We start from the raw sequence: 15,798 nt of genomic DNA on the forward strand, positions 1-15,798 counted from the left end.
TGTGGTGCAAAAAAACCATAATCGTCTTAATGAAAACGACTTTGAGTAAAATAGTCTGGTAACAATATCCATCATATCGGCACGATTACCTGTAAAAAGTGCGGGTAAATATTATTGTTAATTCGGTTGTTGAGTTGATCATATATTTTATTCTTCCTGGGTATCCGTTTGTTCAACTCGCTCAGCTTTGATGAGCAATTTTTCGTTATTTTTTGTCTGATAGCGGTATAAGTTCTGCAGTGTTTTCTCGCAAAACACATGGCCTTTAGGCAATAACAACATGTGTTTACGATTGTATAAATTTTGAGTTAAGCGCATACCTTCGGTGATTTGTTCAATAAGCAGACCATCATCTAATTGCGCATCTGAATGGTTAATCGTTTCTTGGTCCTGGTAAGCGGTAATGATTTGCCCTAGCACATTGACGACTTTGGGGTCATACACGTTGCCTTGCTGTAGTTTTATGTGTTTATATATTTCTTCTTTGGTGAGGTCTTTAGTATGATCTTTTGCATTTTGTTGTTCAAATAACGCTAACCAAAAGTCTCTTGCGACGGCTAATATACGAGCCCCAATATGAATGTTTTGTGCCACTTTTTGTAACGGTTCACCCGTACCGTTATAGTGCTCATATTGACTGCCAATGATCTCACTCATCGTCGATAGGTGAACCGCTGGTGCCAGCATTTCTTCTGCCAATTGCGGGTGTTGAAAAAAGCGTTTTTGGGCTGCACTACTGAGTTGGTCGTATGGGCCAGTAAGGCAATGTGCAGGCAAGCCTAGTTTACCCAGTTCACAGTATAGACCTGCTTTACTGATTAACTCGACATGAGCTTTGTTCATCTTTAATGCAGTGGCTATGTGACCACATGTTTCACTCACTTGCAGTGCAAACTTGCCATTTAATGCAGGGTTAATACTGATCAAATTATAAAGAACTTCAAGTGTGGCTTTTTGCTCATTACCACGTGTACTGGCCAACAGTTTGTATTGATATAATGTCTTTTTCAATTGAGTGGTTCGTTGCTGAACCATCTCTTCTAAGTTATTGTTTAATTGCTTTAGTTGCTTGTTCTGCAGAGTAATTTTTTTTGTCAGCAACTTGTTCGCTTCTACGAGACGATAGATTTCTAAGCCTTCATGAACTTGAGCAAGTAGCTCTGCGTTATCCCAAGGTTTTTGAATATAACGATGAATTTTACCCACATTAATCGCACTAACGGTTGATTGAATATCAGAATATCCAGTCATTAAAATACGATAAGCATCCGGTTGAAGCACTGCCGCTTGTGCAAGGAATTCAGCACCTGTCATATTAGGCATACGCATATCTGAAATAATGATATTAACTTTTTCTGTTTGCATAAGTTCAAGCGCTTGTTGGCCACTTGATGACAGTAATAGCTTCACTTTTGAAGACATAAATAAACGTTGCAGCGACTTCAAGATGCTGGTCTCGTCGTCGACACACAAAATAATAGGCATTGATGTTTCTAATGAGCTCATAATGTCCTTAATTTCTCGCTTGTCTTATTTGTCTCTTAGATTAAGTTATGCTATAACGGTTAATTAATCAAGATATATGATGGATAACATTCTATGAAGACATTACGACCCAGTGACATTGCGCAATATTGCGATGTACACCAGCGCACCGTAAGTCGATGGATTGCTCAAGGGCGATTAAAAGGACATAAACTCCCAGGTCGAGGTAATTATCGTGTATTACTAGACGATTTTATTATGTTTTTGCAAACCCAAAAAATGCCTATGCCTGAGGAGTTATTAAGTCACTCTAACCAAATTGATTCAGTGAAAGAATTGCCCAAGCGCATTTTAATTATTGACGATGAAATTGAAATTAGAAATGCGATCCGCCGCGTATTGATACCCAGCGGCTATGAATTTTCATTTGCATCTGATGGATTTCAGGCTGGGGTTAAAGTGCTTAGCGATAAACCTGACCTTGTTACACTCGATTTATCTATGCCTGGATTAGACGGTTTTGAAGTACTGCAGTTTATCCGCCAACAACCAGAGCTAAACCATCTAAAAATTTTAGTGGTGTCAGGGTTATCTGAAATTGAATTGCAAAAAGCATTAGATCTAGGCGCAGATGCCGTATTACCAAAACCATTCGATAATGAGCAATTGCGTTCAGCGGTAGATAAATTTTTTAATTAACTGGTAGAAATATGACGAATAAGCTGTTGATTGTTGATGATGAAGAGGCCATTTTACGGGCATTAAAACGATTGTTTGCTCGTGCAGGCTATCGGGTATTTACTGCAACCAGTGGTTATGACGCGCTCAACATCATGGCTCAAGAACATTGTCAGGTGATTATTTCTGATTTTAGAATGCCAGTCATGAACGGCTCGCAATTATTGGCGGCCATAAAAGCGCAATATCCTACAAGTCTGTGCATGATCCTCAGTGGTTTTACTGATTTTAGTTCAGTATTAGCGTTACTTAATTCTGGTACTGTGTTTCGTTTTTTACAAAAACCCTGGGATGAAACGCTTCTTTATTCCGAGGTTGAAGCCGCTTTTATTGCTTACAACAAACACTTTGACGAAAATGAAGTCAATCAATTAATGGCCAATAGCGCAGAGGCCCTGATTGAACTTTATCCTAACGGCCAGATCGGCAGAGTTAATGGTGTTGCCAAGCAAATATTTAATCTAGATTCCAGCAGTATTTTAATCGCCGATGTGTTTCCATTTTGCTCCTATGAATGTCTGTTAACGCTATTTAGTAGCAATATTGATAACGTGGTGCTAAAGGCAACCACTGGCAAAAATGTCGAATTCGTGTTGAAGAAAACGACAGATAAATCGCGCTTTTTTGAACTGCAATTTATGAATAAAAATGATGGTGCATTGCCATATAGAAAACAATTAGCCTCATTTTTAGATCAAAACGAAATCGTTAATTTAGCTGATTCACTGCTCGAGACCGTCAAGCCATTTGCGATGGTGGCCATCCACCTTAAAAATTACAGTTATTGGACTGAGATAATTGGCCCGGTGGCGACTGAAAAGTTATTTGATGATATTGCGTTAACCTTATTTACTCAGTCTAAAATATCTTCCTCAGCGTTAGCTTTTTTGACTAATGAGCATTTTGTGTTGCTCATGGATAATTTTACCAACGAGCATGATTTACACAAACAACTCACTGATTTTATCGCCCCCTTTAGTCATACTAGTTATTCAGATAAATCAGTCAGAGTTGAACTGGTCGTCACGTATTGTATCGCCAGAGAAGATGGTGATAATGCAGCCCAGTTACTCAGCAATGCATTAATCTCTAATCGCTTACACAGAACGGGTCATTCGCATTTCTTTATGCGCTATGATGCGGCAATTATTGAGCAAAAACGCAAGCAACTGTTTATCAGCAAAGCCTTATTCCACGCGGTCGACAATCAACAACTCTATTTGCATTTTCAGCCTAAGTTTGATTTAAATCAGCGCAAAATTACCAGCTGTGAAGTGTTACTTCGCTGGGAACATCCACAATTAGGCAATATTTCCCCTGTGGTGTTTATTCCGATAGCAGAGCGAGAAGGGCAAATTATAGAGCTAGGTTATTGGGTCATTCATGCTGCGTGCATGGCAATATCAAATTGGACCCAAAAAGGTATCAGACTCGATAAAGTCGCAATAAATATATCGGGGAAACAGCTATCCCATGCCGATTTTATTCCCAGAGTGGAAGCATTATTAGCAGGATTTGATATCGATATGTCGACTCTGGAATTTGAACTCACTGAGTCATGGTTAGTTGATAATATTGAAGAAAGTGCAGAAAAGTTAACCCGATTAAAAAATGCCGGTATCAGTATTGCTATTGATGATTTTGGTACTGGTTACTCATCCTTATCTTATCTTTCAAAACTGCCTATTGATGTGTTAAAAATTGATCGGTCGCTAATTATTGATATCTCAGACAATTTAAATACTCAAAGCATGGTCGGTAATATCACTCGAATGGCCCACGACTTAGGCATGAAAGTTGTTGTGGAGGGGGTAGAGCACATTGAGCAAATGTTGATCCTTGAAAAACTTAACTGTGATGTCATTCAAGGCTACTTTATTGCTCGTCCTCAAGATGAAGACAGTTTTACTCGGTTGATTGCCAATGCCGACGCATCAATTGCTGCGGTAATGGGGGGAATATGAAAAAATTATCTGTGCTGTTCATCGATGATGATATGTTTATGCTTAAAGCACTGCAACGCACCGCTCGACGAGCTAAGCCAAACTGGGACTTTTATATTTGTGAAGATGCCCTAAGTTGGCAAGATGCATTGCCTCATGGGGTGTTGCCCGATGCAATATTTTGCGATTACCTTATGCCTGAAAAAAATGGCGATGAGCTTCTTGAAGAAATAGCTGCGATTATTCCCTCATCAGTAAGGGTATTACTCACTGGCGATACCGCCGAAGATGTGGTCTCAAAAGTTAGTGAAGTGTCGCATTTTGTACTAAAAAAACCCTTTGCAGCAGCTGATTTAGAAGATGTGTTCTTTTGTTTGGAACGCCTCGATTCGCTTAATTTTAGTTTAGAAATGCGTAACAAATTAGGTCGAATTGGCTATTTTTTTCCGTTACCCGAAATCGCTGCGCAGTTAAGAACATTATTTGCCATTGATGATGTTGATATTGGACAAACTGCAGATCTTATTAAGCAAGAAGCGTTTATTGCGGCAAAAATTATTCAAATCGCCAATTCGGCTTTTTTAGGCTACCACAGTAAAACAGTTTCGTTAGAAGAGGCCATCAAAAGATTAGGTCTTAAAATGACAGAAACCATTGTAATATCTATGCTTGTCAATAATTGTATTGCGCCAAAATTACCCATAGAAATTCACAAAAAGGTTAATGAGTGGGCTTTTAATTATTCAAAACTTAGTCGCCAGTTAAGCCAGTCATTGGGCTTTAAAGCCGTTCAACTTGATAATGTGTTTATTGCTTCTTTACTCAGTGGTATTGGTCGTTTAGTGTTTATTGCTGAAGCAAATGAATTTATTAATATCGATGCCGATGATAATAAAATGATACTCGATGAAGCAACCTCGCTAACTGTGTATATATTGACGCTATGGGGCTACCCGCTGGAATTATGTCAAATCATTTTAATGCAAGACAAGCCTGACTTTGCCGCAAAAGGCTTAACAGACCAAAAGTTGGGGCTCATTATGTATGTAGTGAAAGTATTTTTGTCTGGTCAACTCGATGAATTTGCAAAAACCAACCTAAAAACCTTGATAGAAGATGTCGATATTATTGACTGGATAGATAATTGTTAATAGTAAAATGTAATCAAGGATGATTACATTAATCTCACTCTTCGCTGGCTAATTTGTATCATAATTATTTTGCTGTTATTTATTAATACTTAACGATCCCACGTCTAGATAATATAGGCTAATTGTCTTTAGCTAAAGCCACTGAAACTTCGCATTTACATAACCAGCTTTCGGATGCTCAGAAGCACGTTACACCGACAAAAGTGATGGCCTAAGCGCGTAAAATTCGACTCATTATTCTCATAATGTTTGACGTTAGTTGCCCAAGGGGCATGCCTGTGTAGCGATTAAGCTGCTCGACATAGTGGATAATATTATCGGTTTACTATGTTGAGCAGGATATGTCAGTCGGCTTATAGTTGCAGCTGTTTGTTTACCCATTATGGATTTCGATTAAGGTGTGATTCTTGTATTTGTTGCCGCAATAATCATTTTGTTTCTGAGCCATTTATTCGCTGGCTCTTTGTCGACATTAATATGCCAGTATAAATGCACCCCAATATCGGGTAATTCAACTGGCATGGGGTAAATGGCGATATCAAGCATTTGACCGTACATGGCTGCGGCCGTTTTCGGTAATGTCAGTAACATGTCGTTATTTAAGATCACTCTACACGCCGATAACGCATGCTGACACCGTAGGGATATTTTACGATGTAAACCGATACGTGACAGTTCAAAATCTTCCAAACTAGGCCCGGTTGAGCGAGATGACACCAATACATGCTCTAGGCGCAAATAAGTCTCTAAATCGAGTGCGTCTGTAATAGCAGTGTGATTTTTACGTGCAATAACAACCAGTTGATCTAACTCTAATTGCGTATGCATAATATTGTTGCTGACAGGGATTAAGGTATCAATGGCCAAATCGATGTCGCCACTGGCCAGTTTGTTTTCAAGTTCTGTGCGTCTGACTCGCTTATTACTGCTTAAATTGATTGCTGGCGACTCTAACGATAAGCTTTGTTGCAATATTGGCAAATAGTAAGGTTCTAAAGAACCGTGTAAGGATAATGAAAAGCTTTTGCGTGAGGTTAATGGCTCAAACTGTCTAGATTGCACTAAACATACTTGTAATTGGTGCAAGGCTTCGCGCACATCATCAATTACATTCTTTGCCACCGGAGTCGGGCGCATTTCATTACCTTGCCTGATAAATAAAGCATCATCAAAATGAGTGCGTAATTTACCCAGCGAGTGACTCACCGCTGGCTGGGATAGATTCAATACCGATGCCGCTTTAGTGATATTACCTTCGCAATAGATTGCATCAAACACCACAAACAAATTCAAATCAATTTTCATATTTACTCCAGTGATCCCTTACTGTGCATTAACACCACCTAAGATGGATATACTATTTAAATTATAAATAGTAGGGTATTAGAACTATTCATTTGTTCAATTTAGATGTTGGCATTAGCATAGTCAAGTAGATTCGATATAGCGTAAAACGCATGCAAAATGATCGTTATGACAATCAAATATACGATGTGATATAGCAGATTAAACGGCTGCTATTACATTCAAGTTAGCAACGATTCATTGTTTACCTATTGAGTCATCATTCTTTTACTCAGTCAGAGACACGACATGGCAGCAATTTATTTGATTCGACACGGGCAAGCCTCATTTGGCAGCACTGATTACGATCAATTATCAAACAAAGGTAGCCAGCAGGCGAGATTGTTGGGCGAGTATTGGCGTTCAAGAGGGGCCCCGAGTCAGTTTTATTGCGGCGACTTGCTGCGTCACGGCCAAACGCTAACTCACTTTGTCAATGGATACCAAGGTGAGACCACGCCTATGGTTATCCACTCGGGTTTTAATGAGTTTGATCATGTCGAGATTTTGCAGCAATACAATCCCCAGTGGAATAACTTTGCCAAAATGAATGACGCGCTAAACCAACTGGATGAGCCCAATAAGGCACTGCAGCAAGAATTTTATCAAGCACTTAAACGCTGGATTTCAGGCGATAACCATCATGAGTATAAAGAGAGTTGGCCGCAGTTTCAGGCGCGCTGTATTCGTGCATTGCAAGATATTATTCAACAGCAATTGAGTCATAAACGCCAGTTACGTGCGGTGAACCATGAACCCAAACCGTCTAAAGACATTTTAGTGTTCACCTCAGGCGGTACCATTTCAGTGATCATCCAGCACATATTAAAATTAAACGATCAACAAACATTAGCAATTAATCAACAAACCAGAAATACAAGCGTGACCAAATTGCTGTTTTCGGAAAATATGCTGAGCGTGGATTATTTTAATAACTATAGCCATCTAGAGCAGGCTGGTGATGAGTGGATCACCTATAAGTAAACTTAAGTGCCGTTACACGTTTAAAAATAAGCTTCAAATGGAGTAACGTAAACATTGACTGACGCTATCAACAGCCGGTGTTTACTCGCTGAGTTAAGCGAGCAAAACCAATATAACAATTTAACCCGAATACAATTCATTCGAAGCTATTAACTCGAAAACGATTAACCCAAAATAATAAGGAAATAACATGAACAAGGGCGATTTATTTGATTTAACAGGGAAAGTTGCTTTAGTCACCGGAGCCAGTCGTGGTATTGGCGAAAGTGTTGCTAAAGTATTAGCCCAGTATGGTGCTCATGTGATTGTATCAAGCCGAAAACTGGAAGCCTGCCAAACCGTGGTAGATGAAATTGTTGCCGCAGGCGGCAGTGCACAAGCCATTGCTTGTCATATTGGCGAGTTAGATCAAATTGACTCAATCTTTGCTGCAATCAAACAGCAACATGGCAAGCTGGATATTTTAGTCAATAATGCGGCGGCAAATCCTTATTTTGGTCACATTATCGATACCGATTTAATTGCCTTTCAAAAGACGGTTGATGTGAATATTCGGGGGTATTTCTTTATGTCGACTAAGGGCGCGCAATTAATGAAAGACAGTGGCGGTGGCGCTATTGTCAATGTCGCGTCAGTTAATGGCGTGATCCCGGGCGATTACCAAGGTATCTACTCTATTACCAAAGCTGCAGTGATTTCAATGACACAAGCTTTTGCTAAAGAGTGCGCCCAATTTAATATTCGCGTAAATGCATTATTACCCGGTGGTACCGACACTAAATTCGCTTCTGCTTTAGTTGATAACCCAGCCATTCTTAAACAAATGATGCATCACGTACCGATGAAGCGCGTGGCACAACCTGATGAAATGGCCGGCACTGTATTATATTTAGTCTCTAATGCATCAAGCTACACCACAGGTACAGCGATTAATGTTGACGGCGGTTATTTGATTGGTTAACGGCTTAACACTCAAGTTGACTCCAATGCCAAACGCTTAAGCCAACTGAATAAGACAAACAACATAAAAATAAAGCATCAATTAACGCTAGGAAGCAAATATGAATAGCGACAAAAACACCAATGTAAATAGATTATTTGAACCCTTTGTCACAGCATCATTGTCACTCAAAAATAAGACCGTGATGGCGCCAATGACTCGAGCATTTTCGCCTAATTATATCCCTAATGATGAAGTAGCAGCCTATTACCGTAGACGCGCCGAAGGCGATGTAGGCCTGATTATCACTGAAGGGACATTTATCTCCCATGAAGGGGCGAATGGATACGAGAATGTGCCAGCGATTTATGGTGACCAAGCCTTAGCAGGTTGGAAGCATGTTGTTGATGAAGTGCATGCTGTTGGCGGCAAAATTGCGCCTCAACTTTGGCATGTGGGTTCGGTAAGAAAGTCAGGTATAGGTCCACATAAAGAGGCACCAGCCTATAGCCCTTCAGGTTTGTATAAGCCTGGTGCTGCTAACGGCGTTGCCATGACCCAAGACGATATCGACACCGTTGTAGCGTCATTTGCTCAAGCCGCGCTCGATGCTAAAAACATCGGTTTTGATGCCATCGAGGTGCATGGCGCTCATGGCTACTTAGTCGATCAGTTTTTCTGGGAAGGGACCAATCAACGCACCGATAAATACGGTGGTTCATTAGAAAATCGCACCCGTTTTGGTGTTGAAATCGTGAATGCCATCCGCGCCGCTGTGGGGAATGACTTTACCATTATCTTCCGTTTTTCGCAGTGGAAACAACAAGATTACAACGCCAAGTTGTGCCAAACACCTGAAGAACTTGATACATTTTTAGGTTTATTAAGTGATGCTGGCGTTGATATTTTCCATGCCAGTACTCGTCGTTTTTGGGTTGCAGAATTTGCGGGTTCAGATCTTGGGCTTGCAGGTTGGACTAAAAAATTGACTAACAAGCCGGTGATCACTGTGGGTAATGTCGGCCTAGATGCTGATTTTATCGGTGAGGGCAATGCTGATTTGTCGGGTACATCAAATCCAACTGGTATTGATGAGTTATTAGTGCGCTTAAACAATGATGAATTTGATTTAGTTGCCATTGGGCGGGCGTTATTAGTTGATCCTCAGTGGGTTAAAAAAATCCAGCACAACGCCATTGATGAAATTAAACCGTTTAATAAGAAGTCATTAATGTCGTTGAGTTAATCGCTTCAGTCAGTGGGTCTAGGCTCATTACCACAGCGATTAGCGCCGTTATTACCGGGTAAAAGGATACAGTAATGAATTTTGAATACAGCGAAAAAGTTCAAGGATTAATCAAGCGAATCAACGACTTTATGGATTTGCATGTGTTTCCTGTCGAAGAAGAAATGCATAAGCAAGTTGAGCTCGAACCATGGTCAACGCCGCCGTTAATGGAACAACTTAAAGCCAAAGCTAAAGCTGAAGGTTTATGGAATTTGTTTCTACCGGTTGCCTACGGTAAATACAGTGCTGGATTAACCAATTTAGAATATGCCCCGTTAGCTGAAATTATGGGCAAGGTTATGTGGGCGCCAGAAGTGTTTAACTGCGCGGCACCCGACACCGGCAACATGGAAGTACTGGCCAAATACGGTAATGAAGCACAAAAGAAACAATGGTTAGAGCCTTTACTGGACGGAAAAATACGCTCTGCTTTTGCAATGACAGAACCTGAAGTAGCCTCAAGCGATGCCACTAATATTGAACTGAGCATAGTGCGTGATGGCAATGAATACGTGATTAATGGCCGCAAATTTTACATTAGCGGCGCATGTCGCAAACAGTGTGAAATCATGATTGTGATGGGTAAAACAGATGCTGAAAATAGCAACCGTTATATTCAGCAATCTCAAGTACTTGTACCGATGAATACCCCTGGTGTCACCATGGTAAGACCGATGAAAGTGTTCGGCTATGATGATTCACCTGAAGGCCATGCTGAGGTAACGTTTACTAATGTGCGCGTGCCGCTGGATAACATTATTGCTGGCGAAGGCAAAGGTTTTGAAATTGCCCAAGGACGTCTTGGCCCTGGGCGTATTCATCACTGCATGCGTTCAATCGGTATTGCTCAGCGCGCGCTCGATTTAATGTGTAAACGCGTTGGCGAGCGTATTGTATTTGGTCAACCTATGATCAAACAGCAGTCGGTTCGCGAAGATATAGCCAAATCAGCCTGCCAAATTGAACAAGCACGTTTGATGACCTTAAAAGCAGCCCAGAAAATGGACACAGAAGGCAATAAAGCGGCTAAAGAATTGATCGCTATGATTAAAATTGTTGCCCCAAGTATGTCTCTTGATGTGATCGACCGCGCGATTCAATGCCATGGCGCTGTGGGTGTCAGCCAAGATACTTTCTTAGCGCATGCCTGGGCTGGCCAGAGAACGTTGCGTTTAGCGGATGGCCCAGATCAAGTGCATATGATGCAGTTGGGTCGTGATTTAGTAAAAAAGATAGTTGGGTAAATAAATGCTTAGGGTGAAATGCAGTAAGCGTTTCACCCCGTAATCGTACTTTTTCTCAGCCAAGCTAAATCCATCAAACAACGAGAGTATTGCTAAATGTCACAAGTATTCCCCATTGATAATGAACAACTTAGCGCTTATTTAGAGCAGCATGTCGCCGACTTTACAGGGCCGATCACCTTAGAAAAATTTTCAGGTGGTCAATCCAATCCCACTTACAAAGTGACCTCGCCAACGGGTGTGTATGTGTTGCGTCGTCAACCGCCGGGCAAATTATTAAAATCAGCCCATGCAGTAGATCGTGAATATCGGGTATTAGATGCACTAAAAGACAGTGATGTACCAGTGGCAAAAGTATTTCACCTGTGTGAAGACTGCAGCGTTATTGGTTCAATGTTTTATCTGATGGAGTTTTGCGATGGCACTGTGTATTGGAGTGCATCATTAGCCGAAATAGACAGTAATGATCGACGCTCAGCTATGTATGACGCGATGAATAAAGTCTTGGTCGCTCTGCACAGTGTCGATGTTGATGGCGTCGGTTTAGCTGATTATGGTAAAGCGGGCAATTACTTTGAACGTCAACTCGGTCGCTGGACATCACAATATCGCGCCACAGAATTACACAACATTGCTGCCATGGATGCCTTAATTAACTGGCTTGAAGATAATTTACCCAGTGATGATGGTCGTGTTTGCTTAGTACATGGTGACTTTCGCTTAGACAACATGATGTTTGCCAAAGATTCACCAGAGGTTATTGCTTTACTGGATTGGGAATTATCGACCTTAGGCCATCCCTTTGCTGATTTAGCATACCAATGTATGCAACTGCGGATGCCAGCAGGCATGGGCAGCATTGATGGTTTAAAAGATATCGACCGCGCCAGCTTAGGGATTCCGTCTGAAGAAGAATATGTCGCTCGATATTGCCAACGCATGGGTATTGAGCAGATTGAGCACTGGGGCTTTTATTTGGCATTCAGTTTCTTCCGCTTAGCAGCGATTGCACAAGGTGTCGCCAAACGAGCAACAGAAGGTAATGCCTCCAATGAACACGCTAATAAAGTGGGATCATTTGTTGAGCCTCTGGCCAAAATGGCCTTAGACGTCATTGCTTGCGAAGCTAAAAAATAACATCAGATCAGCCGTATGATAAAACAACATCAAAAAGACCATCAATTACAGGAGTAACTCGCATGGATCCATTATTAGACTTTACCGGTAAGGTTGCTGTTATCACTGGCGCCGCTCAAGGCTTTGGTCAGTTACTGGCACAAGAATTAGCCAAACGCGGTGCTAAGTTAGTAATTAGTGACATTAATGAAGCAGGTGTTCGTAAGGTGGCGGATGATATTGCCTCTCGCGGCGCTGAGGTTATCGCGATGAAATGTGATGTGTCAAAAGATGCCTCGTGTAAAGCTATGGTTGATACTGCGATTGAACATTTTGGCCGAGTGGATATTGGGGTAAACAATGCCGGTGTTGCCCATGAATTTATGCCGCTTCATCAAATTGATGAAGCGATTATGGACAGTCAATTTGCGATCAATGTTAAAGGCGTGCAGTTTGGTATGCGTTATCAAATACAGCAAATGCTCAAACAAGGCGAGGGCGCGATCCTCAACGTGAGTTCTATGGCTGGGTTAGTCGGCGCCGCCAGAGGCAGTGCTTATTCTATGGCGAAACATGCGGTAATTGGCTTAACCAAAACCGGCGCGGTTGAGTACGGCCGTAATAATATTCGCATCAATGCGATATGCCCATTTTTTACTCTGACACCTATGGTGACCAATTTTGCTGATGCAGAAAAGCAAAAGAAAATGGCCGTTGGCGCGCCAATGAATCGCTTAGGTGAGCCTAAAGAAATTGTCGCGGTGATGCTGATGATGTTATCTCCTGCCAATACCTATATGACAGGCCAATGTATTGCGGTCGACGGTGGCGTATCAGCCTATTAAGTTGCGCTTTGCAGTCAGTGTTATTGACACGCCAGCTCGTGCCGTTAGCGTAAACACTTGCTGAGTCGTTCGCTACCTCATTTCCACGTTATAGAAGAAAACACAATAAGAAGAGAATATTATGCCTGCGACGTTAATGAATCAACGTGACCTAGAATTTATGCTGTATGAACTGTTTGATAGTGAAGCATTAACCAGCAGAGATCGCTATCAAGATCACGATCGCCAAACGTTTAATGAGGTGGTCAATACTGCCAAAATAATTGCAGAAAAATATTTTCTTCCTATTCGTCAAAAGCTCGATACCCATCAGCCAACTTTTGACGGCAAAAAAGTACACATTATCCCAGAACTTAAAACCGCTATCGACGCAGTAAACGAGTCGGGTATTGGCGCTGCAACAGCAGATTATGAGTTAGGTGGCATGCAACTGCCGCCAATTATTGCTAGTGCAGCAGGGGCGTATCTCAGTGTTGCCGGTGGTGTTGGCATGGGGTACAACATGTTGACCACGGCAAATGCCAATTTACTGCAAGCCCATGGCAATGCTGAGTTGATTGAAACCTGGGTAAAACCTATGCGTGAAGGCCGATTTATGGGCACTATGGCCATGACAGAGCCCGGTAGCGGATCTGCTTTAGGTGATTTAATTACCAAAGCGGTAAAAGCCGATGATGGTACATATCGGATTACGGGCAATAAAATCTATATTTCCGGTGGCGATCACGATTTAAGCGACAACATCGTTCATTTAGTATTGGCTCGAATTCAAGGTGCACCTAAAGGTGTTAAAGGCATTTCGTTATTTGTGGTACCTAAGTTTTTACTTAATGACGATGGCAGCATTGGCGCAGACAATGACGTCGCTCTGGCTGGTTTGTTTCATAAAATGGGTGGTCGCGCGCAAACGTCAACAGCACTGAGTTTCGGTGAAAAACAGGGCTCCATTGGCTATTTAGTCGGTGAAGAACATTGTGGCTTGAAGTATATGTTTCACATGATGAACGAAGCCCGCATTATGGTCGGCACTAGTGGCGCAGTTTTGGCGGTGGCCGGATATCAATATTCAGTCGATTACGCCAAAAATCGCCCCCAAGGTCGGTTACCCTCGTGTAAAGATCCACAATCACCTATGGTGAATATCATTGAGCATGCTGATGTAAAACGCATGCTGTTAGCCCAAAAAGCCTATGCGGAAGGGGCAATGGCGTTAGTACTATATGGTACTCAATTAAGTGATGATGAACGTACTGCCGTCACAGTCGAGCAACGCCAACATGCCCATATACTGTTGGATTTCTTAACCCCCATTATTAAAACGTGGCCGTCAGAATATGGCCCTAAAGCCAATTCACTGGCAATTCAAGTGATGGGCGGTCACGGTTATATTAACGAGCATCCGGTTGAAATGTTCTATCGTGATAATCGCTTAAACCCGATCCATGAAGGTACTACTGGGATTCAATCATTAGATTTGCTCACCCGCAAAGTACCGATGAATAACTTACAAGGTTATAAAGCGACCTTAGCTGAAATGGTCATCACCATTGATGAGGCAAAGCACTATCCCAGTTTACATGAGTTTTCTAGCCAATTAACCCAAGCAGTTGATACCTTAAGTACCACAACCGAGGCCGTGTTAGCGGCAATGTCGACTAAGAATATTGATCTCGCTTTGGCCAATTCGGTTAAATATTTAGAGTTGTTTGGTCATGTGATTATTGCCTGGTTGTGGCTCAAGCAAAGTATTGTCGCCACTAAAGCGATAGCTGAACAACCGCATCAAGCTGATATGGATTTTTATCAAGGTAAATTACTGGCGTGTCAGTATTTTTATCGTTTTGAATTACCTGAAATTAACGTTTGGTCAAACCTACTCGTTACCACTGACAGCACCAGCTTTGATATGCAGCCTGATTGGTTCTAATGTGAATTAAACCGACTTAAGGCGCTGTTAGGCTGATTGGTTTTGCCTAGCTTTAGGTGAGCATTATAAAATCCAATCTAATGAAAACATTACCGCCCAGTGCAGTAATGTTCTTTGTTGTTAAAGCTCTCAAGATATTTGTTTCTGTTAGCTGCCTTCCAAACGCCAAGCTATTCATATTGTGAATAACTTGGTATCAAAACTATTCATTTGTTTAATTTACTTAGCGCAACTAGCATGAGATATCGCTTAAATTTCATTCATGGATAGTACCGCGAAAGTATCAGAGGAAAGGGAATAATGCCGACAAAAATTAATCGCAATGATATTGCCAACTATATTGGCTACCAAGCAGCCGCTACAAACTGGTTCCAAATCACCCAAGATCAAATTAATCAATTTGCCGATTGCACTCTCGACCATCAATTTATTCACGTCGATGAAGAAAAGGCGAAAGCCACTCCTTTTGGTTCCACCATTGCCCACGGTTTTTTATCGTTATCTATGTTGTCTCATTTTGCTGAAGAATTTAGCCTGCTTATTGATGGCTTCTATATGGGACTCAATGCCGGTTTCGATAAAGTCAGGTTTTTGCAACCCGTTACCGTCAATAGCCGCATTAGGGCACATGCGAAAATCCTTTCTATTGAAGAAAAAAAGCCGGGGCAATTTCGCTTATCGACCGAAGTGACCATTGAGATTGAAGGCGTTGATACACCGGCATTAGTTGCTGAGTGGATATCTGTACAAATGGTTAACTAATATTGGTTAAGTGATGATCGTTAATTCATCA

At 41.5% G+C, this 15,798-nt stretch carries 13 protein-coding genes; 11 read left to right on the plus strand and 2 right to left on the minus strand.

The window, feature by feature from the left end; all coding sequences use genetic code 11:
• Positions 1-147: 147 nt before the first annotated feature.
• A complete protein-coding gene (locus tag H5123_RS05850) occupies positions 148-1,506 on the minus strand; it encodes an HD domain-containing phosphohydrolase (RefSeq protein WP_165870023.1) in 1,359 nt (452 codons plus the stop codon).
• Positions 1,507-1,599: 93 nt separating this feature from the next.
• On the opposite strand from H5123_RS05850, the gene H5123_RS05855 reads away from it, so the two are divergent.
• Genes H5123_RS05855 through H5123_RS05865 form a run of 3 tightly spaced genes read left to right on the plus strand, consistent with a single transcriptional unit; the run spans position 1,600 to position 5,317 of the window.
• Positions 1,600-2,184, plus strand: coding sequence for a response regulator (locus tag H5123_RS05855; RefSeq protein WP_182697316.1), 585 nt, complete (start codon positions 1,600-1,602; stop codon positions 2,182-2,184).
• Between the two features lie 11 nt (positions 2,185-2,195).
• Positions 2,196-4,187, plus strand: a complete 1,992-nt coding sequence (locus H5123_RS05860) for an EAL domain-containing protein (RefSeq protein ID WP_182697317.1) — start codon at positions 2,196-2,198, stop codon at positions 4,185-4,187.
• Entirely contained in the window at positions 4,184-5,317 is a 1,134-nt protein-coding gene (locus tag H5123_RS05865; protein ID WP_182697318.1) for an HDOD domain-containing protein, read from the plus strand. The genes H5123_RS05860 and H5123_RS05865 overlap by 4 nt, the downstream gene beginning before the upstream one ends.
• 393 nt (positions 5,318-5,710) lie before the next feature.
• Here the strand turns inward: H5123_RS05865 and H5123_RS05870 are convergent, their stop codons facing one another.
• Complete coding sequence (locus H5123_RS05870; protein WP_182697319.1) at positions 5,711-6,622, minus strand: LysR family transcriptional regulator; 912 nt, start codon at positions 6,620-6,622, stop codon at positions 5,711-5,713.
• Positions 6,623-6,910: 288 nt separating this feature from the next.
• Here H5123_RS05870 and H5123_RS05875 point away from each other — a divergent pair, with 288 nt between their 5' ends.
• From H5123_RS05875 to H5123_RS05910, 8 genes are all read left to right on the plus strand, one after another.
• The gene (locus H5123_RS05875) at positions 6,911-7,645 is read left to right on the plus strand and encodes a histidine phosphatase family protein (RefSeq protein ID WP_124014820.1); all 735 of its coding nucleotides are present in this window, start codon (positions 6,911-6,913) and stop codon (positions 7,643-7,645) included.
• A 190-nt stretch (positions 7,646-7,835) separates the two neighbouring features.
• Entirely contained in the window at positions 7,836-8,606 is a 771-nt protein-coding gene (locus tag H5123_RS05880; RefSeq protein ID WP_124014821.1) for an SDR family oxidoreductase, read from the plus strand.
• 100 nt (positions 8,607-8,706) lie between these two features.
• Positions 8,707-9,831, plus strand: a complete 1,125-nt coding sequence (locus H5123_RS05885) for an NADH:flavin oxidoreductase (protein ID WP_182697320.1) — start codon at positions 8,707-8,709, stop codon at positions 9,829-9,831.
• 74 nt (positions 9,832-9,905) lie between these two features.
• On the plus strand, positions 9,906-11,117 hold the full coding sequence (locus H5123_RS05890; protein WP_182697321.1) for an acyl-CoA dehydrogenase family protein: 1,212 nt from the start codon (positions 9,906-9,908) through the stop codon (positions 11,115-11,117).
• A 96-nt stretch (positions 11,118-11,213) separates the two neighbouring features.
• Positions 11,214-12,254 (plus strand): phosphotransferase family protein, encoded by a 1,041-nt coding sequence (locus H5123_RS05895; RefSeq protein WP_182697322.1) that lies wholly within the window; start codon positions 11,214-11,216, stop codon positions 12,252-12,254.
• Between the two features lie 62 nt (positions 12,255-12,316).
• Positions 12,317-13,078, plus strand: coding sequence for an SDR family NAD(P)-dependent oxidoreductase (locus H5123_RS05900; protein WP_182697323.1), 762 nt, complete (start codon positions 12,317-12,319; stop codon positions 13,076-13,078).
• A 121-nt stretch (positions 13,079-13,199) separates the two neighbouring features.
• Positions 13,200-15,005 carry an acyl-CoA dehydrogenase gene (locus H5123_RS05905; RefSeq protein WP_182697324.1) on the plus strand — a complete coding sequence of 602 codons (1,806 nt, stop codon included), beginning with the start codon at positions 13,200-13,202 and terminating at the stop codon, positions 15,003-15,005.
• Between the two features lie 300 nt (positions 15,006-15,305).
• Positions 15,306-15,767, plus strand: coding sequence for a MaoC family dehydratase (locus H5123_RS05910; protein ID WP_182697325.1), 462 nt, complete (start codon positions 15,306-15,308; stop codon positions 15,765-15,767).
• The last annotated feature ends 31 nt before the right edge of the window (positions 15,768-15,798 follow it).

It is taken from the genome of Shewanella sp. SR43-4 (assembly GCF_014163845.1).
Classification (GTDB): Bacteria; Pseudomonadota; Gammaproteobacteria; order Enterobacterales; family Shewanellaceae; genus Shewanella; species Shewanella vesiculosa.